Source organism: Paenibacillus sp. 598K (assembly GCF_003851045.1).
Taxonomy (GTDB): Bacteria; Bacillota; Bacilli; order Paenibacillales; family Paenibacillaceae; genus Paenibacillus_D.
The window spans coordinates 16553-39741 of record NZ_BFBX01000035.1 but is presented as its reverse complement, the minus strand read 5'-3'; the positions used below and the strand labels follow the sequence as shown (position 1 = coordinate 39741).

Here is a 23189-nt window from a genome sequence, read left to right as displayed (position 1 = left end):
CGAAATCAGTAGGAGGATGAGGATGACTACGATCGTTGATTATAAAAACGTGACGACGTCCGGACTGGAATCTTCGCCGGTAGCAGAAGCGCTAGCTGGTTTGCGCGCGAATGAGGCCCGTTATTTCATGAACAAATACAAGCATGAATTCACGGTCGTACCTGCCACCGAAAGCCAGGAGACGCTTGAGTATGTCGAACGAATTTTAAAGGAAGAACGCGGGATTGCGTTTGCGGCCAAACCGCTGGAAACCGCGCGTTTTCAAGTCGAAAATATCCAATGGGCCTTCGTCTTCTATGAAGACGGTCTGGCGGTAAACGTCATGTATACAGTGGATAATCCCAAGAAGCGAGCCGTAGGTTTCAAGCTGTCCGAGGGGATGGAAGTACCTAGGGAGCTGGAAGAAAAAAAGTTCAAATTCGCAAGACAAAAGTCCAAGCTGGCCGGGACGATTCGAGGTTCGTTCTTCGTCATTAAAGGGGAGTACTAAAGCTTCGAGGTACGATATCGGATGATCGGACGTGGGAGTGGTTAGAGGAAATGAGGACATGAAAAAATAGAAAGAATAAGCCAGCAGAACTGTGCTGGCTTTTCTTGAAAGAGAACGTCAATGTGAAGCAGCTTTGTATTAGTGCTGCTGTTTTTTAAATGTGAGTCCTGGAAAGACAGTATGAGAGTCGCGTAGCTTTAGGCCCACTTTGTTAGTGGCGGTAATTTTAGCTTCATGATTTAAATAAATATCCCAATCCTCGTCCCGCAACTCAAAATCGTTGACAACGACTTTAACCCGAGCGATATAATTATCCCCGTCACTCTTAACATCCGTGATGTCGTAGTCTAGTATGGACGGAAGGATGCCGCCAATTGGAATGTAGTTATGTTTATTCTTTTTGAATTCCTCCGTGACGACCAGGTCTATAAATTTGTCCTCCTGTTCATCATAGCCAGCTATAAAAACACTAATGTTGTTACGGATTCTTGCCCAACGTTGAGAAGAGAGATCTAACTCTTCAGCCCACACATCGATTTGTTGTGGAGCGGCGTTACTATTAATCGTTACCGTCTGTGTTTTTTGATCCCATCCCACATTTGCGCCAAGCGCACGCGAGATAAAGCTGATCGGCACTAACACCCGATTGTCTACCATTCGAGGGGCGACATCGGTTGCAACCACGCTGTGATTGACTTTAATGGTGATTTTGTTACTTGCATAGGCGGCCCCAAGTAAGGAACCACCCAATAGCACAGTACCGAGTGCGGTAATAAACACTTTCTTTCTCATATCTCGTTCTCCTTTCTAACATTCAGTTCAAAAGGTTTATAAAAAATGTCATAGCTCCTTCTATATAGACCGCCTAATCTTTAAAAAGTTTCAATAAGGTGAAAAAATTTCCTGATCCCATTGCTTTAGAGGAGCAACGAGGCTGGGTGGTGTATTGGTTATATTTCCTATAGCCACATCGAGACTCATTGGCAGTCGGATGCATTGACTTGTTTCTTTTCCTGTGATACATTGTGAATGCACAACATACACAATTTATTGGAGGCGGCGCGGAATGCTGGCACTCGACATTCGAAATGTGACCAAAGCCTACCCCGGCTTTCAGATTAAAGACGTTTCGTTTCAACTGGAGCAGGGGTACATCATGGGCTTCATCGGGGCCAATGGCGCCGGGAAAACGACGACGATCAAGTCGATTATGAACATGACCCGCATCGATAGCGGCGAAATTTTCGTGATGGGCAAGAGCATCGCCACGCACGAAATGGCGTTGAAGCAGGAGATCGGGTGCGCCTTCGGAGACGTTGGTTTTTACACGCGAAGCAAAATCAAAACGCTCACCGCCGTTACCAAAACATTCTATCCGAACTGGAATGATGGAGCGTACTACACGTATCTGCGACGTTTCAAACTGGATGAAAATAAAAAAATCGCCGAGCTGTCCACCGGCATGAGAGTAAAGTACAGTCTGGCTCTCGCTTTGTCCCACGGCGCGAAGCTGCTCGTGCTGGACGAACCGACCAGCGGCCTTGACCCCGTCTCGCGGGACGATCTGCTCGATCTCTTTCGGGAGCTTGTCCTGGACGGAGAGTTTAGCATTTTGTTTTCGACGCACATCACCTCCGATCTGGAGAAATGCGCCGATTATATTACCTTTATCGACAAGGGGCGCATCGTCGCCAGCTCCGACAAGCACGAGTTCGTAGAATCGTATCGTCTGGTCGGCGGCAGAGTGGATCAGCTGCCTGAGCTGAAGACGCGTTTAATTGCATACAAAACCAATACTTTCGGCTTTACCGGGCTGATGCATGCCGCAGATTGCGATCCTTCCCTCGATCTGAAGGTGACTACGCCAAGTCTTGAGGAAATTATGGTCTATTTCGCGAAGAAGGAGGAGGCCCATGGTTAATCTGGTGATGAAGGATATAAGGCTTGGCGTCAATCCCTGGTTTTTCGCCCTGCCGCTATTTACAGGGGCCTTAATGCTCGTCCCCGGCTGGATCTATTTTATGGTTCCGTTCTATTTTTGTTGCATCACCGTACCGAACATGCTGGGCGGATTCAAGAGCCAGAATGACTTGATGTTCAGCTCGATGATGCCCGTCACCAAGCAAGATATCGTGAAAGCGCGGGTCACCGTGATTGCTATGCTTGAGCTGATGCATCTTATTGTTGCGATGCTATTCAGTCTGTTGACGTTTCGTCTATATCCGAATATGATGTACTATTTCTTCTCGCCGAATCTGGGTTTTTGGGGGCTTAGCTTCGTGATGCTCGGCATCTTCAATCTGGTGCTCCTGCCCATGTATTATAAGACGGCATACAAGTACGGCGCAGCGACAACCGCCTCTACTGTCATCGCACTCCTTTTTGCCGGGATCGCCCAATGGATCGGTATTCAGAGCCCGCGGGCGCACGACCTATTCTATGGCGCAGGGGTTGAGAATACGGTATTGCAGGCCTCCATTCTGGGCGCAGGCATCCTCGTCTTCCTCGCGCTCACTTGGTTGGCCTACCGGATGGCGGTGAAGCGATTCCTAAGAGTGGAGCTCTTATGAACGTCATGATCTCCAATGGCTCCGACAAGCCGATCTATCAACAGCTCTACGAACAGATCAGCGCGCAAATTCTGAAAGGCGAACTCGAGAGCGGCTATAGCCTGCCCCCGATCCGCCAAGCGGCTTTGGAGCTATCGGTGAGTGTCATCACCGTGAAGAAGGCTTGGGAGGAGCTTGAACGGAGCGGGCTCATCCACACGGTCACCGGCAAAGGATGCTTTGTCGCCGAGTTCACGCCCGAGGAGATGCTGCGCATACGCAATGACACCATTCAGAAGCAAATGGAGAGCGACATCGCCTTTTACAAGTCGTACGGCATGACGCTAGATGAGGCTATAGCGATGATGAAAAAGATCTATTAGCTGCGCGCTGAGTAAAGCCGTTATAGCTCGTATAGCTTATAGAACACTCAAACCACCGCCCCGCAGACCGTATCCTGAGGCGGTGGTTTTGGTTGTCGACTCTGATGAAACAGGGCAAGCCGATTCTCGATTCGTTAGCCTACGCGTTGCGCTACCGCATCTCGCAGGGGGGGTGAAGTGCTAAGTAGTAACGATTAATCAAACCATAAAAAATGCAAATCTTTAACAACGCTAGGATGAAGGAATGAACCATCGGCTCTTGCATACACCTTGACGGTATGATTGCCGGGGCTTAGCGCTTCTGTTCCTGCTGACAAATAGCTTGCCGTTAGTGTCCGTTGGCTATCGCCGTTCGGTGCCGTGATCTGTTGCAAGCCTATGGACCCTCTGTCAACTCCGTCGATATTGATCCACAATTTGACCGTGCCTCCCAGATCGGAGGCATCGCATTGGATTCTTGTCTTGGCCATGAACATGACGATTCCGTTATGGCCGCTCGGAATATGGACCGTCGAGCTGGAAAGCTGGAAGTCGGTCCCTGTTCCAATGTTCAAATAATCGTAGGCGTTATTCGTGCTTGCGCTGAGAGGCGCTGAGCCAGCTACCGTCATTCCTCCGTTCAGGCACACAAGCGTGCTGCCGGAGCCCACCTTGTACTTGACCAGATCCTCCCCTTGTCCACCGCTCCAGGGAAACTCCGTTGCATCGAGCGAGATGGTGTGCGTACCTGTAATATTCATGAAAGCATGTGTATAAAAGGGGGCTTGGTTCTCCGCGCCGGAGAACAAATCATTCACGGTTAACAGGCCTTCATTATTAGCCAAAGCAGTTCCATTTCGGTACAAACCCAGCATAGCGTCGCCCGGAGCGCCAGAAGCATAAGCCCGTGCAGAGCCGAGCGCGATGACTGGACCGGAAGCATTACTAATGTTGCAGCTCATCAATGGCGTATGTGGAAGTACAGTCGTGCCGGGAACATAGCTGGTTCCAGTCGTGAAATCAAACACAGAGCTATCGGTGGTTAATGAGGTAGAGCTAACATGGGTTGCCGGCGAAGCGACGATAGACAGATTAGAGGTCGAGCCTACCGTGAAGCTTACGCCGTTTAACGTACTGGCTTCCAGTGCAAAGGTGTGCGTGCCCGCTGCAACCTCTGCTGCGGCAATCACATTATAGGAATGCTGCTGCCTATTCGTGCTTACGCTCCAATCGATAACGGCACCGCTTCCTGTAATCGAACCGTCAACCTTAAGGCGAACGATGCCGATTGCCGCGCCCCCGCTAGGATAATACCTGCCGTCCGACTGGATTAGAACCTTGGTTGCGCTTGGAAAGGTTATCGTTTTGGTAAGCAGCGTCGAAGTTCCGGTTACGACGGTATCGCTCGCAACCTGAAGATATTCGGATAAACTCCCCGACGCGAAAACAGGCTTCGGATTCACTGTGACATGAATCATAATGGCCAGCAGTAAAGATACGTTTAGCAACAGAATCATTCGTTTACGGATGGTTTTTTTCATCGATGATAGCCCCCAGCATAGGAATGAAATACACTCTCTTAGCGATTCTCAAGCATGTTCCAGCAGGTGACTCGCGGATGCTTTTCGAACGTGCCGCTGATTGTCCTGTATTTTACGCTCCGCGTTTCTCCCGGCATTAAATCGAAATAATTGTCTTCAAGGATCAGTTCTTCATCAATAGAGACAACTCGCGCGTACACCGCACTACTCATTTCAATGACCCCGCTGAACGGATCATCGGCTACCCAATTCACCATTAAGTCGGAAAGAGGCAGCTTGAGCTCCACAGGCAAGACATCAAAGTAGGTTACCCGTTCCACCGTTCCACCCTCGCGCCAAATCCCTTGAACGACCGTGTTGGCTGGACTGTGCAGCAGCCCCAGATCGCCTTTGTCCATTTTTCTGATCATAGCGGAAGAGTTGGCAGGCACGGATGCGCATAGATGGGTTTCAGAAACCTCCTGTCCATCCGTCGTCATCGATTTTATCGTGATTTGCCCTTCTCGGTCCTCTAACGTATCGTTAACCATCCAGACGGCTAATTCGCGTCCATGATCTTCAAAGGAGATCATTACAGGCGTGAAGGCTTTCTTAGCACCGTAATAGCCGGCCTTAGGCAGTCCGTGATAATCGATCATCGCATGTCCGCTGGCCGGCCAACAGTCATTATACATCCAGAACAGAATGCCGCTACTCGCATATTTGCGCCGGCGGTAATGCTCAGCCTGCAGCCGCGAGAATTCATATTGCACGTATTCCAGTTTTTTCGTTCGCATGAACGGATCCAGGTTGGGTCCGAACAAAGCGTTAGCCGTTTTTTCTAACATCCGATGATGGGTAAGTTCATCTTGCCCGTTGTAAGGATTATCCTTCGTATGGAACTCCCACATCTCCGCGCTTTCATCGGCGATATCCTCCATCGTCATCATCTTCAGCAACGAAGACATCGGCGGCGCGCCGAAGGATACGCATTCGCTTAGGAAGCGACCTCTTCCTTGCCTAATCCGCTCGCGATAATCCAACTGGTCGCCCAAGATGAATTCCATGTCATACCAGGATGAATAATGGCAATCTCCTTCATCCTGACTGTTAAACGGCCTACCGAGATATGGCGAAGTCGGGAAGAAAGGCCGCGTTGGATCCCATTGCGCACATAAAGGGGCCGTCACCTGCTCGCAAATATGCTTCCCCCAATAGTCATCTTCCGAATTGCTGTTCATTGCCAGCTCATTGTCCCCGCTCCATAATACGAGCGACGGATGATTACGGAGTTCCTTGATCGCATGTTCGACTTCGATGCGCATCGCATGCTCAAACCAGCTTTCATGCTCGGGGTATTGCGCGCAAGCCATCATGAAGTCGACAGATACCATGATGCCCAGTCTGTTGCATGCGCGCCAGAATTCAGGAAGCTCGTAAGTCCCTCCGCCCCATACGCGAAGCATGTTCATATTCCCGTCCACGAGAACTTGCAGCAGATGTTCGTAACGCCCTTTCGTGACTCGCGAAGGAAACGGATCCGCAGGCACCCAGTTGCCGCCTTTGGCGAACACCCGAATTCCGTTCACGAGGATCGTGAAGGATTCTCCCTGGGGATCGGGAATTTGTTCGACTTCAAAGGTGCGAATTCCGATTTCCTCCGTTTTTTCATCCATAGTTCTGCCGTGCTCGGACAGGAGTCGAACCCGGAAATGATACAAATTCGGGGCTCCGTAACCGACGGGCCACCAGAGATTGGGGTGGTCGACCGTAAACTGACCTTCGAAGCCGATTCTCCCTACGTCATGTATCTGCTCGGTCTGCTCCCATATGATTTTTCCATGGCCATCCAGCAATTCAACATGAAGACAACCATTTCCCGTACGGCTCAGCGCTTCCGTTCCCCACGACAGCGTCGCCGTATCGCCATCAAGACCTAGCGTTCGCACGAACGTACTTCCTATCTCGCCTTCTGGCTTAGATTCCACATAGACCGGTCTCCATATTCCATAGCTCACCAGCCTGTGCACCCAATCCCATCCGAAGGTGCACTGCATTTTGCGCAGGAACACGCGGTCTTGGGAAAAGAGCGACATATACTTGTTCACCTCTTTATCCTTCAAGTAGGTGGATACTGAAGTGAAATGGACGCGCACCCGGTTGGTTCCGGCCACAAGCGCCTGGCCAATTGGGAACGAATGGGAAATAAACATGTTGTCTGCAGTGCCGACCACCTCGCCGTTTACCTCGATGCATGCGATCGTATCTAGCCCTTCGAAGCGCAGGACGGCGGGGCCCCGCTCGTAGGTTTCCGGCCAGTGGAATTCCGTCTCATACATCCAGCTGTACGTTTCGATCCATTGCGTATGAAGGGCTTGATCTCTCCACATCGGATCGGGTATTAAGCCCTGTTTGAGAAGATCGATATGCACATGGCCGGGAACTGTCGCTTCGAATGGCCCGATCTCATTACCTTCTGGCCCGATCCCGGTTACTTTCCAATGTTGATTTAAGTGTATTCGCTCGTACATGCTCGAACCTCCAAGTTAAGCTTTTTTAGGCACCATTTGTAGAGACAGTTCCTTGAATGCTTGCCCCCACATTTTGATCTCACCATGCTCGCTCACTAGACCGCTCTTCTTGGTCACGTCCATAGAGGAAGGCGTATCGGCATAAGCCCACGACATCCAGCCGTCGGCCAGATCCCTTGTTCCTTCAACAACCATTTGCAAATACTTTGTTTGCACTTCCTCTTCAACGTAAGGCAATTCTTCATTCCAGGAGACGACTTCACCGCCGCCATACCATCCGAATTCTTCGATTACCATCGGCTTGCCAGCATATCCGTTGCGCAGCGAGGATTGAATGAGAGTTATGTTTTTCCAAACGGGATCGTCTTGAAGATGAGGACGAACATGCTCATGGGACGAATAGGGATACCAATGCATGGCGGCGTAATCCAAAAACTGCGTCAGCTTTTTACCGTTAAATCCCGGAAGCGTATAGATATCCTTGGGATCGTGAGGCATGGAAAGCTGGTGGAAGCCCGTCGTTATCATATGGTTACCGTCGCTTGAGCGAATGGCGGTCACCATCTTGCGAATCCAGCCTTCCGTCAGTTGTTCGCGAAACTGGAGAAAGGCTTGATCGCCCGAACCGTCCATGGGGCAATGATCCAGAGAAGGCGGCTCCGCTCCCCAGCTCTTGCGAATCAAAGGACTGTCCCATTTCAACCAAGGTTCATTTAAGAGATCGTAACTGAAGATCGCCTTTTCTTCGCTGTAATATCTGGCGAACTGCAGCCAAAATTTTTGCAAGCGGTCGACCCATTCTTCATGCAGGAAGTAGGCATTCTCCTCGCCCGCGAAATACCCGCTCGCCCATTCCGGTATCCCCTCCCAAAGATCGGGGCCCGCAAACTCGATGCGGATGCCTGTATTCCTGGCAATGGCCAGCATGCGGTCCGCTTTTTCGATGCCGACCTCCGAGAGCAACCCGGATTCTGTCATAAAAGAAGCGATGGTAAGAAAGACACGCGATGTGTTTACACCGAGATTCGCCATGGTGTCAAAATGGCGTTTGACCTTCTCTTCGTCGAACTGTTGCCAAAGCTGCGGCGCCCAGCCCGTCTGTGGGTCGAAATAGTTGCATCCGAAGGGGATATAGCGTTGGTTGGTTCTGAATTCGAGAAATCCTCTTTGTTGCTTGTTTGGCTGAATGAAATTCATGACGTAGTCTCCTTTTGTGCACGGGCCGTAAATCTTTCGTTCAAAGCCTGAAGTTGCTCAAGCTGATAGGCTCTTCCGTTGTCGGCTGTCACGTTCCACTCGCGCTGCCCGTAGTAATCGTAGACCCATACTGCAGAGAGCGGTACGCGCGCTTCTTCTATCGAAACTAGAAGTTGCTCGAATTTCTGTTTGGCCAACTCCGGGTCCAGCATTCCGCCTTCTCTTTCCGCATCGCTTACCCCGAATTCACCAATGAAAAGAGGCTTCTGCGCTTCCAATGCCGCCTTCATCGTTAAGCTAAGCCATTCGTCAGCATGAAAAGGGCGATTAAATCGCTGGTCGTCCGTCAAATAAAAATGGACGGACACCATAGATAACGGGTCCACATTCTGGGCCGCGAGCGCTTCCGCAAATTGTGACTCCGTGTCCTGATCAAACGTATTATGAGCGTTTTGATTCCATGCCGAAGGTCGCGGCATACTGTTTCCGCCGATGACGATAGCATCCGAGTCGTATGTCCTGACTTCCTTGGCAAATTCCCTATACGCCGTTTGCATCATATCCAAAGTCAAATCGTCTTTATCCGACCGTTCTCGCGCCGTGCCCAGTTCCGGGTGTACAGGGGGACGATGGTCCGGCGCGTTCGGAAGATCAATGTCCAGATTATATTCGTTACCGAATTCCCAACCCCATATCGCTTCGCTATTCTTATAGCGAGTGACGACCTCCTTCACGTATTGACGCATGAACGAGATTGTGCGGCTCTCGGTATCCCCCCAGCTGCTTCTGGGCTCTCCCACCAGGTCCGGCACGGTTGCGGAATGCCAGAAGAGGGAAGGAATCAATCCTACACCGTGATCCTCCGCGGCCTTAACGACGCCGTCAAGAAGTTGGAAATAGCGCTCCTTGTCTTGAAAATAGAGGTTGTATTCGGCAGGCCAGTAGCCACCAGCCATAAACCGGGCGAACGGAATGTGGTATTTCGCCAGCACCTCAAAGCCGTAATGGTAAGACGTATCCTTTGGGTCCATCAGCGTACGGTTGAAGGCATTGAAATAGTTAACGCCTGCGCCGAAATAAGGCTGGTTATCTTTCATCAGAATTCCGGAACTGCTCACGCAAAGAGCTTGTTGTCTGCAATCGTTGATCGCCTCTTCATCAGTCGTCCAACAGCCTGCAACCGACCCTACAAGCAAGAAGAGAATAGGAACTACCATTATGCGATACGCTCTATTCATTCCAATCCCCCTATAGCTTCATCCCGGAAGAGGTAAGCCCTTCGACGTAATATTTGCTAGCGAAGAAAAAGAGCAGAATCAAGGGTACGGAAGAAATGACGTAAGCGGAGAACAGTGCCGGATAATTGATTAGCGCGCCCTGTCCGCCCAGCGTAACGGATAAATTTCTTAGAGCAAGTGTAATGATGTAGTTTTCTTTGCTCGTCAGCACAATCGAAGGTCCGATCAGATCGTTCCATACATTCACGACTTGCATGACGGCTAGTGTCGACAGGATCGCCAATGAAACCGGCACGGCGATTTTGTAATAAAGCCTGAAAGTTCCACAACCGTCGATCCGGCCTGCCTCGAACAACTCTTCCGGAATAGAGGCCAAAAAGCTTCGCAGAAGGAAAATGCCGAAGATCGGAGCACCAAATATGCCTGTTAAAATGAGTGCCCACAAAGAATCGACCAATCCCAATTCCTTCAACATCAAATACCAAGGAATAAGCCCCAATATTCCAGGCACCATCATTAACGCGATAACAAAATAAAATAGCACTTCTTTGCCATAAAATTTCATGCGCGCGAAAACAAATCCACCCAGAGACGAAAGAAATACACCACCTACGGTCGTAACGGTCGCGACGAATATGGTGTTCCAGAAGGCATGTGCGATTTGTTTCCAAGCGAAGGAGACATTCGTGAACCAAAGCGGGAAGGAAGGTAACCATTTGTTATAATCCCAGGTTAGCGTATCCTTGGTGAAGCCGAATAATAGAATCGTAATCGGATAGATGCTCAAAGCGATCAGCAGCATGATGACCGCATTTAATGCGATCTGCCGACTGTGTTTTTTCTTTACAAGTGACAATATCGGTCCCCCCTAATTCGATTTAATGAATTTCATGCTGATTAAGGTAAGTGCAAACGCAGCTATGAACAAGACAAGACCGATTGCACTTGCGTATCCGAAGTTGTTGAACGTAAAGGCTTGCAAATACATATGGTAGCCGGGAACCATAGACGAATATCCCGGACCTCCGTTCGTCAGCACGAGCTGCTGGCCGAACTGCTGCAATCCTCCAATCATCCCCATGACAACGAAAAATTTAATTTGCCCGACAATGAGTGGTAGATCGATTTTGAATACTCGTTTTAACCCGTTTGCCCCATCCATGCGTGCACTATCCAGCACTTCCGTAGGAATGCTCATGAGTCCGGACAAATAAATGAGCGGTCCGATTCCCGTAGCCCACGGAAAACCCATAAACAGCAGCGATCCAATAACGGTATTGCTGTCGCTTAGCCAGCCGCGCCTCCATTCATCAAGACCGATTGCATGAAGAAAGGAGTTGATCAACCCGATGTTGGGATCATATATGAAATTCCATACCAGCATTCCGACAACGCCCGGAATAACGAGTGGTAGGAGCATCATGACGCGATAATAATATTTCAAGCGTTCGTTTTTCACAAAGAAGATCAATTCGGCTACGATGAGCGGTGCCGTTACCCCGATGATCAACCCCCCGAACAATAAGATGAGCATGTTGGGAATCGAATCGATCAGTACTTGGTCATGGGCCATCTTTGTGAAGTTATCCAACCCGACATAGGTCCACGTATCTCCAGCCGCATTCCATTCGAAAAAAGCCGTCACCAGCCCTCGTAATGGAGGGTAATAGGAAAATAATAGTAATCCAGCAAATATAGGCGATAATAATAGATAGGCTTGCATGCTTTCGCGCCATTTTCTACTCATTCTTTAACCTCCACCCAGTTGAACGCCGTTGGTCTGCTTGTCAACAGACGGCTCGTTATCCTCATCCGATTTTACAACCGGTATATCAATGACGTAACGTTTGTATACACCGACAATCTTCCCAATTGAAGTATCCACGACCTGAACTTGATTTAGCATAGCCGGTGTAAATGAGGTATCTCGATAGGAGTAATATGTAAAGCTCGCTTCTCCTTGAGCATTGGTTTTGATTTTCTTTTCTCTTAATTGGCCATGTCCCGATAAGCGAATTAGATTAAGGGTATCGCCTGAACGCGGGGTCCCATCTGGATTGGTAACCTTTACGCCGATGATTACTGAATCCTTCCCGTTAGCGATCAATTGGGTCGGTTGTAATTCAACGGAAAAATGAACCGAACGGCGGCCATCGATCCATCCGATAAGCACTAAGATTCCCGCAAGCGCGAGTACCGCGGCGATCGTTATTAACTTTGCCTTCATCCCTCAGCCATTCCTTTCTATCAGCAGAGGGAGGCTTTCGCCCCCCTCTGCTTTCTCATTCTCATCCTTATCAGGTGATTACCATTGCGATGTATCTATATTTTGCGTTTTAATCATCTCTTTCACGCCATTGTCCATCGCTTTTTGAATGGTACTAAAGAAGCTTTCATCCGTAATGTCGTCCGTTATCCAGGCGGCCATGCTGCGACCCGCGATATCGCGGACTTCGCTATTGATCCAAACATTCATGTTCACGTTGATTTCGGGATAGATCGGGTACTCGGCTTCTTTGATTGCATCGAACAACGGAAGGGATTCGGCACCCTTAATAACCGGACGGCCGAATGGAATTTCATTGACCATGAATTCGTTCACCGTTGCGGTCGTTAAGTACTGCATGAACTTGATTGCCGCATCCGTCGTTCCGTGGGCTTCTACCGTCGGCTTGATGATGGCCAGCTCGAAAGTCGATCCGATATTTTTCGGGAATCCCTTTTCTCGCGGCAGATCGATCGCAAACGGGGTTGAATCACTGGCAACCGGCGGAATCGGGAAGACCCCCCATTTAAACGTACGTTTGGTATCGCTGAGCTCCTCTTGCAATTCCCACATACCGCCTTCACGAATAGCCACTTTGCCTTCGCGCCATTGCGGCTTCATATCTTGCGTTGCCCATCCTTGAGGCCACATTTGCGTCCATTGCTTATATAGCTTCCATACTTCCTGGAACTCAGGCTTCTCCATCGAAAATAATCCCTTGCTGACCATTCGAAGATACTCGTCGCCCTTTAATTCCGAGCTTGTTTTGGCGCCCGAATAGTTAAATTCATCGGCAAACTTAGTCAAGATCGGAATCGACACCTGTTGCCCCAACTCCCAAAGGGTAGGCCCTTTGTTCTCGACGGTTGGTATGGCTGGAATATATCCTGCTTCTTTAATGGTTGCGAGAGCTGTCAGAAGCTCGCCCCACGTTTGCGGGACTTTCAAATTCAATTCGTCAAAGATATCAATATTATAGTAGAAGGTTACCGCCGACCCCGCAGCTTGTACAATCGGAATGCTATACCGATTACCATCGGACAACTTATAGAACAATTCGGGATTTGTAAACGTGTCTTGCCACTTTACGCTCTGATCACCTAAAGGATTCGGCTGCTCCAGATAAGAATCCAATGGTAGCAACCAGCCTTTTTCGAACCATCCAGAAGACGTGTTCGTCGGCCAGGCGATATCAGGTGCATCGCCGGCGGCAATTCGCGTCGTCATCCAAGTCAAATACTCTTCCTGCGAAGAGGTTGGCGCTTTTACAATTTCTACTGTGATGTTAGGATTTTGATTTTGGAAATCCTCAATGATTTTGTCCAAGGCGATTCTTGGGGTCGGCGTGTTCTCTGTTGCAGTCTTCTCGTCCGTAGGCGTAAATACTTGCGGTGCGATTCTGATGGTTACCGCCGACCCCGGATCGGCAGAGTTTGAAGCTGACGGCGATTCAGAACTTGTTTGACTTGCGGGAGGCGTCGTATTTGATGCTTCGGAATTGCTCGCGGAGCTGCAGCCCGATAATGCCCCGGTAGTAAGCAGCAATGCGCCCATTACCAGATGAACCCCTTTTTTTCTACTAAAACGACTCAATTTTCCCAACCCCTTTTCATGGATGTCCTTGCTCATTCCCCTCATCCCACACGCGCTTCATTCGATACTAAAGCGTTTGCAGCTTCATTATACATTCGATTTTTAACCTAGTCAAACAAATTTAATTTAAAATTTAAATTAAAATTTGAGTTTTTTTAACATCCAATTAACCTCTGCCCATTTGTTAATTCTCACTTGCCGTTGATCAATAAAATAGCCTAAAATAAATGATTTATAGATAGGTTGGTCTATCGGACGAGGAAAAAGTAGGGTATGCTTGGGATGTGGAAGTCCCCAGAGCTTTTGTTTCGAAAACGTCCCTAACGACTATAATAGTGATTTTTTTTAGTTGAAATGTTAATATAATAAAATGAAAATCAGTATCGGCGAGGAGTCAAGGAATGAAAAAGAAAGTAACGTTAAAGGACATCTCTGAAAAGCTTAACTTGTCCATAGCGGCGGTATCCAAAGCCTTAAGAGGGCATGAGGAAATCAGTGAAAAAACAAGAAATCTTGTCCTCGAAACCGCAAAACAAATGCATTACAAAGGACTGGCGGAGGAAAGCCCTCCTAAGCCGGATGAAGAGAAAGTGATTATCCTAGTGGACGAGAGAGATATTGCGGAGCCTCATACGATGTCTTTGTATTATTTCATTGATTCTGCTTTAAAGTCTCGAGGTTTATTCGTTTCTTTGCATGGCGTTTCGCTCGTTAATAGAGAGAAACATATTGCGGAGATTTTAAATACCGAAAACCCAATCGGCATCTTTTTGTTTCGAAACTTTTCGCAAAAGATCGTCGAAAACTTGCGAAAAACAAACGTGAACACGATTGCAATCGATTTCGATTATCCTCATATCGACATCGATACGGTCATTGTCGACAATTATTCCGGCGCGTTTCTCGCCGTCAGACATTTCATCGAGATGGGGCATCACCAAATTGGGTTTATAGGCGACAACAACCTATCATTTAGCTTTCTTACACGATATCACGGATTTTGCCATGCCTTAAAGTGTTGGGGCGTGCCCTTAAACGAAGAATATGTGTACGATCTTCAGTTTCAGGACGCTTTTGAAGATATTCATTTCAATATCATCACGGACCAATTGAATTACGATCGACTTCCTACTGCGTTCTTCTGCGCCAACGACCCTGTTGCGTTTGTGCTAAACAACAGTTTAAGCACTCGGGGAATACGCGTTCCCGAAGAGGTTTCGATTATCGGTTTCGATAATTTGGATAGTTGCCAATGGCAAATCCCGCCGCTTACGTCGGTTGTCTATCCTCGCGATCACATCGCCGAAAGAGCTGTCGATCTCTTGCTCTGGCGGATGCAAAATCCGAATGCGCCTGGCAATAAACTTTTAATTCAACCTGAAATGGTGATAAGGGAGTCCGTTGCAACAACCATCAAAAAATAATGATTTCCTCAATGACGAAGGAAGCCAACGATATTAGCGAGATGTCCAAGCAAGAGGCCGTCGGGACCGACGAATCGTTTATTGGTCTTATGAAACAAAGTGTGGACGCGTCCTTGATGAACGCCAGTAGGAGATTGGCAAATATCTGCGGGCTGAAGCGGCCGGGGGGGATATGAGAAACGCGGCTGCTGCGCGTGAGCAGTAGGTATACGCCTGTCGGCATACAGCTGTACGCAAAATACATCGCTCAAGGCTTCGTGCCTTAGGCGATGTATTGCTAATGTTCAGCGTCAATCAAGAAGCTTGAACGGCTGCTATTTTCTAGCGGGTGTCTCCCAAATTCCACGAAGCCAGGCGTCGAACTCAGCACCCTTGTTGCCCTCGTAAGTATCATAGATATCCAGACGTGTTTTTTGCAGTTTTTCCTTGAATTGCTCGAAGGTGTGACCTTCAGGGAGGCTTTTCTTAATCCGCAGCAAAACTTTGTTCAGGCCTTTAAACAGCTCGCCTTTATTTTTGGCAGGCATTTGTGCATCTTCACCCAATTGCTTCAGCTTGCGATAGGCGGCTTCGCGCACCTGGAACACTTGGTCACCTGTCAAAGCATGCTGCAGCAGCTTAATGGTAGGAGCCGTATCGTAGTTCCCCAATTCGTTCACCGCATCCAGTCTTTCTCTCCAGCTCGCCGTCCGATTGACCGCTCGTTTGAGCTCCTCGAAGTTTTCTGGTAGCTCGCTTACTTCTCCAACCTCATGGTTATTCGTCAAAGTTCTAACTCCTTAATCATCGCCAGCTCGGCAGAATGATGAATGTTATTTATTGTGAACCCATTATAGCACGAACCTGACTAAACTACTCCTATGGGGCCGATTATTGTACCCCTTGACGGTTCAACGTTCGCCTCTGACTGGCGTCTGCCTTGACGGTGCGGGTATACTGAACTCAATCCGTAAGCTTGGCTGCCCTATGCGACTGGCGGAGGGACAACCCCTGGAGGAGGCGCCCGCGATGAAAAGAATCCTCACCTTCAAGCAAAAGCTAGTGCTCACCTACGTCGTCCTGATCGTGCTGCCGATGTCGGTGCTTGGCATGGGCGCATATCTTCTGTACAGCGACACGATGGAGAAGAAGGTCAGCGACTTTGTCCAGCAGGTTGCCGTCAGCACGGCCTCCAATCTCGAGATGTACATTCGGGAACTGGAGCAGTTTACGCTGATGCCTTATTACAACAAAGAGTTCCAGGACACGCTGACCGACGACAGCCCGTCGCCCGATCCGCTGCACGCCCTCGAGGTGAAGGAGGAGATCGAGAAGACCTTCAGCTTCTGGCAATCGCAGCGGGACAGCGTCGAGAAAATCACCTACTTCAGCAAGCCTGGAAGCGGGGAGCAGCGCGTGTACAGCACGGGATTTCCCTATGACAATCTCAAGGCGGAGGATGCGCCTTGGGATGAGCGCGCTTTCAGCGCGTCCGATCGGATCCTGACCTATCTCAGTCTGCACCAGCTTGCCAATACAGGATACGCGCAACGGACGGAGCCGACGCACGTGTTCTCCCTAATCCGCAAAATCTATTACTCCTCAACCATGATGGAGACGGCCGGCTATATGCAGGTCGACTTCACGCTAGAGGACATCGGGCGCATCATGAATCGGATCAATCGTGAGGAGAACGGCTCCTTTTTCCTCCTCGACCAGGAGCGACGCGTCGTATTCGCCAGCCAACCGATCGATGAGGGTGTACTGGAGCATGTCGTCGGACAGCCGGAGACGGCCCCTCACGCCCCGCAGATCGTCAAGCTGAATCAGCAAAACAAGATTCTCGTCCGTCATCCCGTCGGCAAGATGGGCTGGACTGTCGTCGGTTATGTGCCGGTATCGCAGCTCGTATCCGGCATTGCGAACGTACGCAATTCGATGATCTTAATCGGGCTCGTCTGCATCGTGCTGGCCATTATGATTACGACGACCATCTCGCATCGGATGACGAGGCCGATCTACAAGCTCATCGGTCTGATCCGACGGGTCGAGGCCGAGGACTTCCAGATCCGCTATGACGATCCGCCGCGCAATGAGATCGGCCAGCTCATCCGCAGCTTCGTCCGCATGAGTGGCAGACTGGACGAGACGATTCGTCATCTGTATCAGGCGGAGATCGTGCGCAAGGATAGCGAGCTGCGTACGCTCAAGTCACAGATCAACCCTCATTTCCTGTTCAACACGCTGGAGACGATCAAGATGAAGGCGGAGATCGACGAAGCCGACGCCACCGTCGATATGATTACCGCACTCGGCAAGCTGGTCAAGTCCTCCTTGCATGCGGGCAAAGACTTTATGACGCTGCGGGAGGAGCAGGCGTACTTGCTCAACTACTTTTATATCCAGCGAAACCGGTACGGCTCGCGCTTCGAGATGACGATGGATGTAGACGAGGAGCTGATGGACTTGTATATCCCCAGGATGCTTATCCAACCGCTCGTGGAGAACGCCTTTTACCACGGGCTCGAGATGAAGCAGGGCAGAGGTCGGCTGTCGGTCGCTGTCAGCAAAGAGGAGGAGGCCGTCAAAATCGTGGTCGCCGACGATGGCCTCGGCATCTCGCCAGAACGGCTGCAACAGATCCGCTCCCGGCTGGACGGCGGGACGCTCAAGCCGTCTGATGGCGACGACAATATCGGCCTCGTCAATGTGTCGGCGCGCATCGAGCTGTACTTCGGCTCGCCGTATGCCATGCAGATCGAGAGCAAGCCCGGCGAGGGGACGGAGATCACGCTGCTGCTCCCCGCCATCACGAGTGAAAGCGAGGTGGAGCGTTATGTATCGCGTTATCATCGTGGATGATGAAGCCAATATCCGGCAAGGCTTGCGCAAAATCCTCCAACGCTTCGCGCCCGGTTGGGAGCTGGTCGGGGAAGCGGAGGATGGCGAGTCTGGCCTCCGCCAGGTGCTGCGCCTGCAGCCTGACCTCGTCATCCTCGACTTCCGCATGCCCGGCCTGAACGGGATCGAATGCTGCGAGCGGATCGCCAGCGAGGCGCCCCGTGTCCACCGCATCCTGCTCACTGCCTATCAGGAGTTCGAGCTGGCGAAGCAGGCGATAAGCCACGGCGTGACGGCGTTTATTACCAAGCCGCTCGATCGCGAGGAGCTGCTGCATACGCTGCGGCGCGTGGAGGAGCAGGTGGAGCAGGAGCGCAGTCAGCAGGCCAAGCTGATGTCGCTGCAGCAGGCCGTTCAGAAGGCGGCGCCGCTGGCGGAGAAGCTGTATTACCAGCACTTTATATTCGGTCAGGACTATCACGACCTGGAGCAGTTCATCGTCGAGGCGGGTTACCCGATCCCCCATATTGGCGACCGCTCGACCGTCGTCATCCTGGCTATCAGTCCCGACTGGATCGAGAAGGGACAGTTCAGCGCCATTGACGTGGAGCTGTTCGGTTACGCGTTGACGAATTTCGTCCAGGAATGGTACAGCCGGGAGGATCATGTGTATGTACTGCAGGACCATATCGGACAGGTGGTCATCATTAGGAGCTACCCCTCCGAGACGCAGGTCACATCCCTTGGCATGCATGAGTCGGCGCGGCGCCTGAAGGCGGAGATCGCTCATTATTTCGGGCGGACGGTGACGATCGGCATCAGTGGCATCCATCGCCTGAGCGATGCGCCGCAGGCTTATCAGGAAGCCTCCCTGGCTGTCACCTACCGATTGGTGTACGGCGGCGACAGCGTGGTCATGCTGCCTGCCCTGGAATCGGATGGAGCGCTCACCGATACGATCTATGAGCAGCTGGAGCTGTCGCTGGAGCAATTGCTGCTCGGACGAGAGCAGGAGGCTTATGCGATCCTCGATCAGCTGACCCGATCGGAGCAGATCATGCCTGCGCTGCTGCATCGCATCGTCATCCATTATTTGCTGCGCGTGGGCGCCCAGCTGCGCTTGATGGACCTGGACGTTCGCAGGATTACTGGCAAGCCGTTGGAGGATTGGCTGGCGGAGCTGGAGTCCTCGCTCACCCGCGCGACGATGATGTCGCGGATGAGGGCGCTGATGCAGCCTATCGCGTGTGAGGTCAGACGGGAGCGGGACGCTGCGGATACCCCTTTGATCGACAAGATCAAGTCGTACGTGATGCAGGTTCTGACCGATGGGGTCAGTCTGCAGTCGGTCGCCGACCGTTTCGGCATGAATGCCAGCTACTTTAGCCGTTGGTTCAAATACGAGACTGGTCAGAACTTCGTCGTCTTCCTCCGCGAGACGCGGGTCGCCCGCGCCAAAGCGCTCATAGAGCAGGGAGGGCTTACCGTGCAGGAGATTAGCCAGCAGGTCGGCTACGCCGACAGCAAGCATTTTTATCGGGTGTTCAAGGAGCACACGGGCTATTCGCCATCCGACTATAAGAGGCTGCGACCCCGCCGCTAAGCCTGCCAGCTGGACGCCGTGTAAAAAAAACCATCCCGATGTAAAATCTACCCCCCTGCCGACGCCTCCCGTCATGCATTAAGATAGGAAATAGCAAGAGAATGCGCTTACAAAATTAGATCTGGGGGGATTGCAATGATCGCGAAAAAGGTGTTTCAACCTGCCGCTCTGGTCCTGCTCTCTATGGGACTTGCGCTCGCTGGATGCAGCGGTAATACGGGCAAGACGGGCAACGGTGGCAACAAAACATCACCTCCGCCCGCCTCGTCCGGCGCGGAAGGCGGGGAGTCCGCGGGCTGGCAAGGTACGATCACGATGTTTGCCCAGTCCTACACGCCTAATGCCAAGAACATCGCCGGTCTCAAGCAGCTTACCGCACTTCGGGAGATTGCGGATCAATACGAGACGGATCATCCCGGCATCAAGATCGAGTTTATCGATGAGGAGTTCAAGGACTATACGCAGACGGTGCGCGTCAAGGCAGCCGCCGGTGAGATGTATGACGTGTTCTGGGGCCAATGGGCGGATCTGAACAATATTTTCCCCAAGGGCATTGCCGAGGATTTGACCGTCTATTTCGACCAGCCGAACCCGTATATCCCCGATAAGCCGACATGGCGCGAGGCGATGAATCAGACCGTCATCAGCGAGACGACCTCCCCGGATGGCAAGAGCTATAACATCAACGGAGACTATGTCGCCACCGCCTTTTTTTACAACAAAACGTTGTTCGAGCAAGCGGGCATCAGCGAGGCGCCGCAGACGTGGGGCGAGCTGATCGAGGTGACCGGCCAATTAAAGGCTGCGGGCATCGCCGCGATGTCGCAATCGCCGGATTACGACTGGTTCCAGCGCCACTTCCTATCCGACTTTTACGCCGAACAATTCGACGAGATCGCAGGCTTCGACGGCAACCCAGGCGTCTCTTCTCTGGATCAGAGCGTTGCGATCGCCAAGGGGATGCTGAGCACAGAGGACGAGCGCTTCATGGGCTGGTGGCCGATGTTCAAGTCGCTGACCGACAACTGGCGGCCGGATCATCTCGCATTGGAGCCTGCCGTGGTCGGCACCGCCGCCCGCAACGACTTCCTGGCCGGCAAGACCGCGATTTTCTACGACGGCAGCTGGCTGCCGGGCAATGCCAAGGAGGCCAAGATCGATTTTGAGCTCGGCTCGTTTAATTTCCCGGTGCTGTCGTCTGCGGACTCGGCGTTTACGACCGGCACCGATGTGTCCGGCGCAGTCGGCGGACCGAACGCGGCCTTCCAGTTCGCGATCTCCACGCCGGAGGCCAACGCGACGATGAAGGAGCCGGGCAAGCTGGAGGCGGTCATCGACTGGCTGCATTACGTGGGCACGCCGGCCCATGTGGAGCAAGTGGTCAATGAGAACGGCACCTTCGTCCCGACCTGGCCCGGCACCTCTCCGGCAGAGAGCATGAAGGAGCTGGCCAGTCAGGCCTCCAACAAGCTGGCGGTCATCGGTGTAGGCGGCACCTCGCCGAATCTGGGCAAAAATATTCAGCGCATCTTCGGTCTCTACCTGAGCGGCAACATCGACCTGGAGCGGGCCAAAGCCGATATGCAGAAGGAACTGGACGCTGCCGTCAAGGATTATCAGTCGAAGAACAATGTCGACCTTGCGCAATACTAGTCGAGCGAACCTGGAATAGACAAACGATAAAGCGTGGAGAGGAGAGGGGAGCGCCCGAGCGGCTGGACTCCCTTCTTTTCATTCCACCTGTACAGAAGGGATGGTTGATCGATGAGTGGCAAACTGAACCTGCGCAACGCGCTGACCGGTTATCTGTTTCTGTTGCCCACCTTTGTTTTCCTCGTCTGGTTTATGTACTACCCTGTCTATCAGGCGCTCATCGGCGCCTTCACCGATTGGGACGGCTTTAATGCGCCGCGTTATATCGGCTTCGACAATTTCGTCCGGCTGTTCAGCGACGAGGTGCTGCGGCAGTCTACGGTCAACGCCGTCATCTGGGTCGTGTTCGCGATTATACTAGCGGTGATCCCCCCTTACTTCGTTGCGGAGCTGATCTATCATCTGAAACGCGCACGGGCGCAGTATGTGTACCGGACCTTGTTCGTGCTGCCGATCGTTATCCCCGGCATCGTCATCATCCTGTTATGGCGGTTCCTCTACCAGGGAGACGGGGCGATCAACCAGTTGCTGGAGCTGATCGGGCTCGGCTCGCTGCAGCAGCTCTGGCTGAGCAATCCGGACATTGCGTTGTACTCGATTATTTTCATGGGATTCCCGTGGATCAGCGCCTTTAACCTATTGATCTTCTACGCAGGCTTGCAGAGCATCTCCTCCGAGGTCATCGAGGCGGGCAAGCTGGAGGGCGCGACCGGATGGAAGCGGGTATGGCATATCGATATTCCACTGTCGCTGCCGCAGTTCCGGCTCATCCTCGTGCTCACCTTGATTGGCAGCCTGCAGAATATTATCCCGCCGCTCGTCATGACCAATGGCGGTCCGGGGTACGCCACCTATGTGCCGATCCTCTATATGTACAATGTCTCGACCGTGAATGGCGAGTTCGGCTACGGGATGGCTGTGGCGCTGATTATGTTTGTCGCGATTTTGTTGCTGACGATTGTGAATATGAAGCTGGTTCGATCCGATTCCTGATCCAAGGGGGTATATGCTATGCGCAGCATTCGACAGATAGGCTTTGGACAAGGGGTGTTGCTGCTCCTGTTGCTGTTCAACCTGCTTCCGATCTACTTTATGATCTCGAACTCGGTCAAATCGCCGATCGAATTCGCCGCGAGCACGCTGACCTTCCCGCAAGTGTTCCAATGGGGCAACTATGCCACCGCCTGGGAGAAGATCAACTTGTCCCTGTATAACTCAACACTCATTATTGGGATCAGCGTGATTGCCATCGTCGGGCTCTCCGCGATGAGCGCCTATGCCTTTTCCAAGCTGCGTTTTCCGTTGCAGAACACGTTGTTTATGGTCGTCTTCGGACTGCTGCTGATCCCGGGTTTCCTGACCTTGATTCCTCTGTACTTGCAGATCAAAAAGCTCGGGCTCACCGACAATTACCTGGCCCTGATCCTGCCTTACATCGCTGGCGGTCAGGCGTTCACCATCTTCGTCCTAAAAACCTTCTTCGACCAGCTACCGGGCGAGATCTTCGAGGCGGCGCGGATCGACGGAGCGGGCAATGTGCGGATCTTCGGCAGCGTGGTGCTGCCGCTGTCGATCCCGATCTGCACGACGGTGGCGATCATGAATATTACGAGCCTATGGAACGACTACCTGCTGCCGTCCCTGCTGCTCAATCGGACCCATCAGACCGTGACGATGGCCTTGGTCTCCTTCGAGACTTCAACTGGCAACTACGGACTTAGCGATTACGGCGGCATGATGGCTGCCTATCTCATCGCCTCCGTCCCGCTGCTGCTGCTGTTCACCTTCCTGATGCGCAACTTCGTGGAGGGCATCTCCAGCGGCTCGATTAAGATGTAACTCCTTTGGATTGACAATGGCTGGATATAAATTAAACTAGGATATCAGATTGTTCAAAAATAAATCCTACGGTCACGGGATCGATCTTCCGATCGCTGTTGTCC

The 23189-nt window shown here is 51.5% G+C and carries 20 protein-coding genes; 10 read left to right on the top strand and 10 right to left on the bottom strand.

The window, feature by feature from the left end; all coding sequences use genetic code 11:
• Window positions 1–22: 22 nt before the first annotated feature.
• Window positions 23–490, top strand: a complete 468-nt coding sequence (locus PA598K_RS12655; RefSeq protein WP_128657319.1) for a phage tail protein — start codon at window positions 23–25, stop codon at window positions 488–490.
• Between the two features lie 138 nt (window positions 491–628).
• Here PA598K_RS12655 and PA598K_RS12650 read toward each other — a convergent pair whose 3' ends face one another.
• Window positions 629–1282, bottom strand: a complete 654-nt coding sequence (locus PA598K_RS12650; protein ID WP_128657318.1) for a copper amine oxidase N-terminal domain-containing protein — start codon at window positions 1280–1282, stop codon at window positions 629–631.
• A gap of 274 nt (window positions 1283–1556) precedes the next feature.
• Between PA598K_RS12650 and PA598K_RS12645 the strand changes: the two genes are divergently transcribed.
• From PA598K_RS12645 to PA598K_RS12635, 3 genes are read left to right on the top strand one after another with little or no spacing between them, the layout of a single operon-like run.
• Window positions 1557–2411 carry an ABC transporter ATP-binding protein gene (locus PA598K_RS12645; protein ID WP_128657317.1) on the top strand — a complete coding sequence of 285 codons (855 nt, stop codon included), beginning with the start codon at window positions 1557–1559 and terminating at the stop codon, window positions 2409–2411.
• On the top strand, window positions 2404–3060 hold the full coding sequence (locus PA598K_RS12640) for an ABC-2 transporter permease (protein ID WP_128657316.1): 657 nt from the start codon (window positions 2404–2406) through the stop codon (window positions 3058–3060). The genes PA598K_RS12645 and PA598K_RS12640 overlap by 8 nt, the downstream gene beginning before the upstream one ends.
• Complete coding sequence (locus PA598K_RS12635; RefSeq protein WP_128657315.1) at window positions 3057–3422, top strand: GntR family transcriptional regulator; 366 nt, start codon at window positions 3057–3059, stop codon at window positions 3420–3422. The genes PA598K_RS12640 and PA598K_RS12635 overlap by 4 nt, the downstream gene beginning before the upstream one ends.
• Before the next feature lie 194 nt (window positions 3423–3616).
• On the opposite strand, the gene PA598K_RS12630 is transcribed toward PA598K_RS12635, so the two are convergent.
• From PA598K_RS12630 to PA598K_RS12595, 8 genes are all read right to left on the bottom strand, one after another.
• On the bottom strand, window positions 3617–4942 hold the full coding sequence (locus PA598K_RS12630) for a hypothetical protein (RefSeq protein WP_128657314.1): 1326 nt from the start codon (window positions 4940–4942) through the stop codon (window positions 3617–3619).
• Window positions 4943–4980: 38 nt separating this feature from the next.
• Window positions 4981–7452, bottom strand: coding sequence for a beta-mannosidase (locus tag PA598K_RS12625; protein WP_128657313.1), 2472 nt, complete (start codon window positions 7450–7452; stop codon window positions 4981–4983).
• 15 nt (window positions 7453–7467) lie between these two features.
• Complete coding sequence (locus PA598K_RS12620) at window positions 7468–8649, bottom strand: cellulase family glycosylhydrolase (RefSeq protein ID WP_128657312.1); 1182 nt, start codon at window positions 8647–8649, stop codon at window positions 7468–7470.
• Window positions 8646–9887: a cellulase family glycosylhydrolase gene (locus PA598K_RS12615; protein WP_128657311.1), complete on the bottom strand. Its 1242-nt coding sequence runs from the start codon at window positions 9885–9887 to the stop codon at window positions 8646–8648. Before PA598K_RS12615 ends, PA598K_RS12620 begins: the two co-directional genes overlap by 4 nt.
• A 10-nt stretch (window positions 9888–9897) precedes the next feature.
• Window positions 9898–10743 carry a carbohydrate ABC transporter permease gene (locus tag PA598K_RS12610; protein WP_128657310.1) on the bottom strand — a complete coding sequence of 282 codons (846 nt, stop codon included), beginning with the start codon at window positions 10741–10743 and terminating at the stop codon, window positions 9898–9900.
• A 12-nt stretch (window positions 10744–10755) separates the two neighbouring features.
• On the bottom strand, window positions 10756–11634 hold the full coding sequence (locus PA598K_RS12605) for a carbohydrate ABC transporter permease (protein ID WP_128657309.1): 879 nt from the start codon (window positions 11632–11634) through the stop codon (window positions 10756–10758).
• Window positions 11635–11637: 3 nt separating this feature from the next.
• On the bottom strand, window positions 11638–12114 hold the full coding sequence (locus PA598K_RS12600; RefSeq protein WP_128657308.1) for an Ig-like domain-containing protein: 477 nt from the start codon (window positions 12112–12114) through the stop codon (window positions 11638–11640).
• A gap of 78 nt (window positions 12115–12192) precedes the next feature.
• The gene (locus PA598K_RS12595) at window positions 12193–13782 is read right to left on the bottom strand and encodes an ABC transporter substrate-binding protein (RefSeq protein WP_185601891.1); all 1590 of its coding nucleotides are present in this window, start codon (window positions 13780–13782) and stop codon (window positions 12193–12195) included.
• 365 nt (window positions 13783–14147) lie between these two features.
• On the opposite strand from PA598K_RS12595, the gene PA598K_RS12590 reads away from it, so the two are divergent.
• Window positions 14148–15170, top strand: coding sequence for a LacI family DNA-binding transcriptional regulator (locus PA598K_RS12590; RefSeq protein ID WP_128657306.1), 1023 nt, complete (start codon window positions 14148–14150; stop codon window positions 15168–15170).
• A 314-nt stretch (window positions 15171–15484) separates the two neighbouring features.
• Here the strand turns inward: PA598K_RS12590 and PA598K_RS12585 are convergent, their stop codons facing one another.
• Window positions 15485–15937: a HEAT repeat domain-containing protein gene (locus PA598K_RS12585; RefSeq protein ID WP_128657305.1), complete on the bottom strand. Its 453-nt coding sequence runs from the start codon at window positions 15935–15937 to the stop codon at window positions 15485–15487.
• 241 nt (window positions 15938–16178) lie between these two features.
• Between PA598K_RS12585 and PA598K_RS12580 the strand changes: the two genes are divergently transcribed.
• The 5 genes from PA598K_RS12580 (at window position 16179) to PA598K_RS12560 (ending at window position 23085) form a co-directional block, all read left to right on the top strand.
• Window positions 16179–18011 carry a sensor histidine kinase gene (locus PA598K_RS12580; RefSeq protein ID WP_185601889.1) on the top strand — a complete coding sequence of 611 codons (1833 nt, stop codon included), beginning with the start codon at window positions 16179–16181 and terminating at the stop codon, window positions 18009–18011.
• Window positions 17986–19593, top strand: coding sequence for a response regulator (locus tag PA598K_RS12575; RefSeq protein WP_185601887.1), 1608 nt, complete (start codon window positions 17986–17988; stop codon window positions 19591–19593). The genes PA598K_RS12580 and PA598K_RS12575 overlap by 26 nt, the downstream gene beginning before the upstream one ends.
• Window positions 19594–19728: 135 nt before the next feature.
• Window positions 19729–21246: an ABC transporter substrate-binding protein gene (locus PA598K_RS12570; RefSeq protein ID WP_128657302.1), complete on the top strand. Its 1518-nt coding sequence runs from the start codon at window positions 19729–19731 to the stop codon at window positions 21244–21246.
• Between the two features lie 111 nt (window positions 21247–21357).
• A complete protein-coding gene (locus PA598K_RS12565; protein ID WP_128657301.1) occupies window positions 21358–22239 on the top strand; it encodes a carbohydrate ABC transporter permease in 882 nt (293 codons plus the stop codon).
• An 18-nt stretch (window positions 22240–22257) separates the two neighbouring features.
• Window positions 22258–23085, top strand: a complete 828-nt coding sequence (locus PA598K_RS12560) for a carbohydrate ABC transporter permease (RefSeq protein WP_128657300.1) — start codon at window positions 22258–22260, stop codon at window positions 23083–23085.
• Window positions 23086–23189: the final 104 nt, after the last annotated feature.

Bases quoted from the DNA above. Each gene is read 5' to 3' on its own strand.
- PA598K_RS12655 (WP_128657319.1), top strand. From the start codon at position 23: ATGACTACGATCGTTGATTATAAAAACGTGACGACGTCCGGACTGGAA.
- PA598K_RS12650 (WP_128657318.1), bottom strand. From the start codon at position 1,282: ATGAGAAAGAAAGTGTTTATTACCGCACTCGGTACTGTGCTATTGGGT.
- PA598K_RS12645 (WP_128657317.1), top strand. From the start codon at position 1,557: ATGCTGGCACTCGACATTCGAAATGTGACCAAAGCCTACCCCGGCTTT.
- PA598K_RS12640 (WP_128657316.1), top strand. From the start codon at position 2,404: ATGGTTAATCTGGTGATGAAGGATATAAGGCTTGGCGTCAATCCCTGG.
- PA598K_RS12635 (WP_128657315.1), top strand. From the start codon at position 3,057: ATGAACGTCATGATCTCCAATGGCTCCGACAAGCCGATCTATCAACAG.
- PA598K_RS12630 (WP_128657314.1), bottom strand. From the start codon at position 4,942: ATGAAAAAAACCATCCGTAAACGAATGATTCTGTTGCTAAACGTATCT.
- PA598K_RS12625 (WP_128657313.1), bottom strand. From the start codon at position 7,452: ATGTACGAGCGAATACACTTAAATCAACATTGGAAAGTAACCGGGATC.
- PA598K_RS12620 (WP_128657312.1), bottom strand. From the start codon at position 8,649: ATGAATTTCATTCAGCCAAACAAGCAACAAAGAGGATTTCTCGAATTC.
- PA598K_RS12615 (WP_128657311.1), bottom strand. From the start codon at position 9,887: ATGAATAGAGCGTATCGCATAATGGTAGTTCCTATTCTCTTCTTGCTT.
- PA598K_RS12605 (WP_128657309.1), bottom strand. From the start codon at position 11,634: ATGAGTAGAAAATGGCGCGAAAGCATGCAAGCCTATCTATTATTATCG.
- PA598K_RS12600 (WP_128657308.1), bottom strand. From the start codon at position 12,114: ATGAAGGCAAAGTTAATAACGATCGCCGCGGTACTCGCGCTTGCGGGA.
- PA598K_RS12595 (WP_185601891.1), bottom strand. From the start codon at position 13,782: ATGAGCAAGGACATCCATGAAAAGGGGTTGGGAAAATTGAGTCGTTTT.
- PA598K_RS12590 (WP_128657306.1), top strand. From the start codon at position 14,148: ATGAAAAAGAAAGTAACGTTAAAGGACATCTCTGAAAAGCTTAACTTG.
- PA598K_RS12580 (WP_185601889.1), top strand. From the start codon at position 16,179: ATGAAAAGAATCCTCACCTTCAAGCAAAAGCTAGTGCTCACCTACGTC.
- PA598K_RS12575 (WP_185601887.1), top strand. From the start codon at position 17,986: ATGTATCGCGTTATCATCGTGGATGATGAAGCCAATATCCGGCAAGGC.
- PA598K_RS12570 (WP_128657302.1), top strand. From the start codon at position 19,729: ATGATCGCGAAAAAGGTGTTTCAACCTGCCGCTCTGGTCCTGCTCTCT.
- PA598K_RS12565 (WP_128657301.1), top strand. From the start codon at position 21,358: ATGAGTGGCAAACTGAACCTGCGCAACGCGCTGACCGGTTATCTGTTT.
- PA598K_RS12560 (WP_128657300.1), top strand. From the start codon at position 22,258: ATGCGCAGCATTCGACAGATAGGCTTTGGACAAGGGGTGTTGCTGCTC.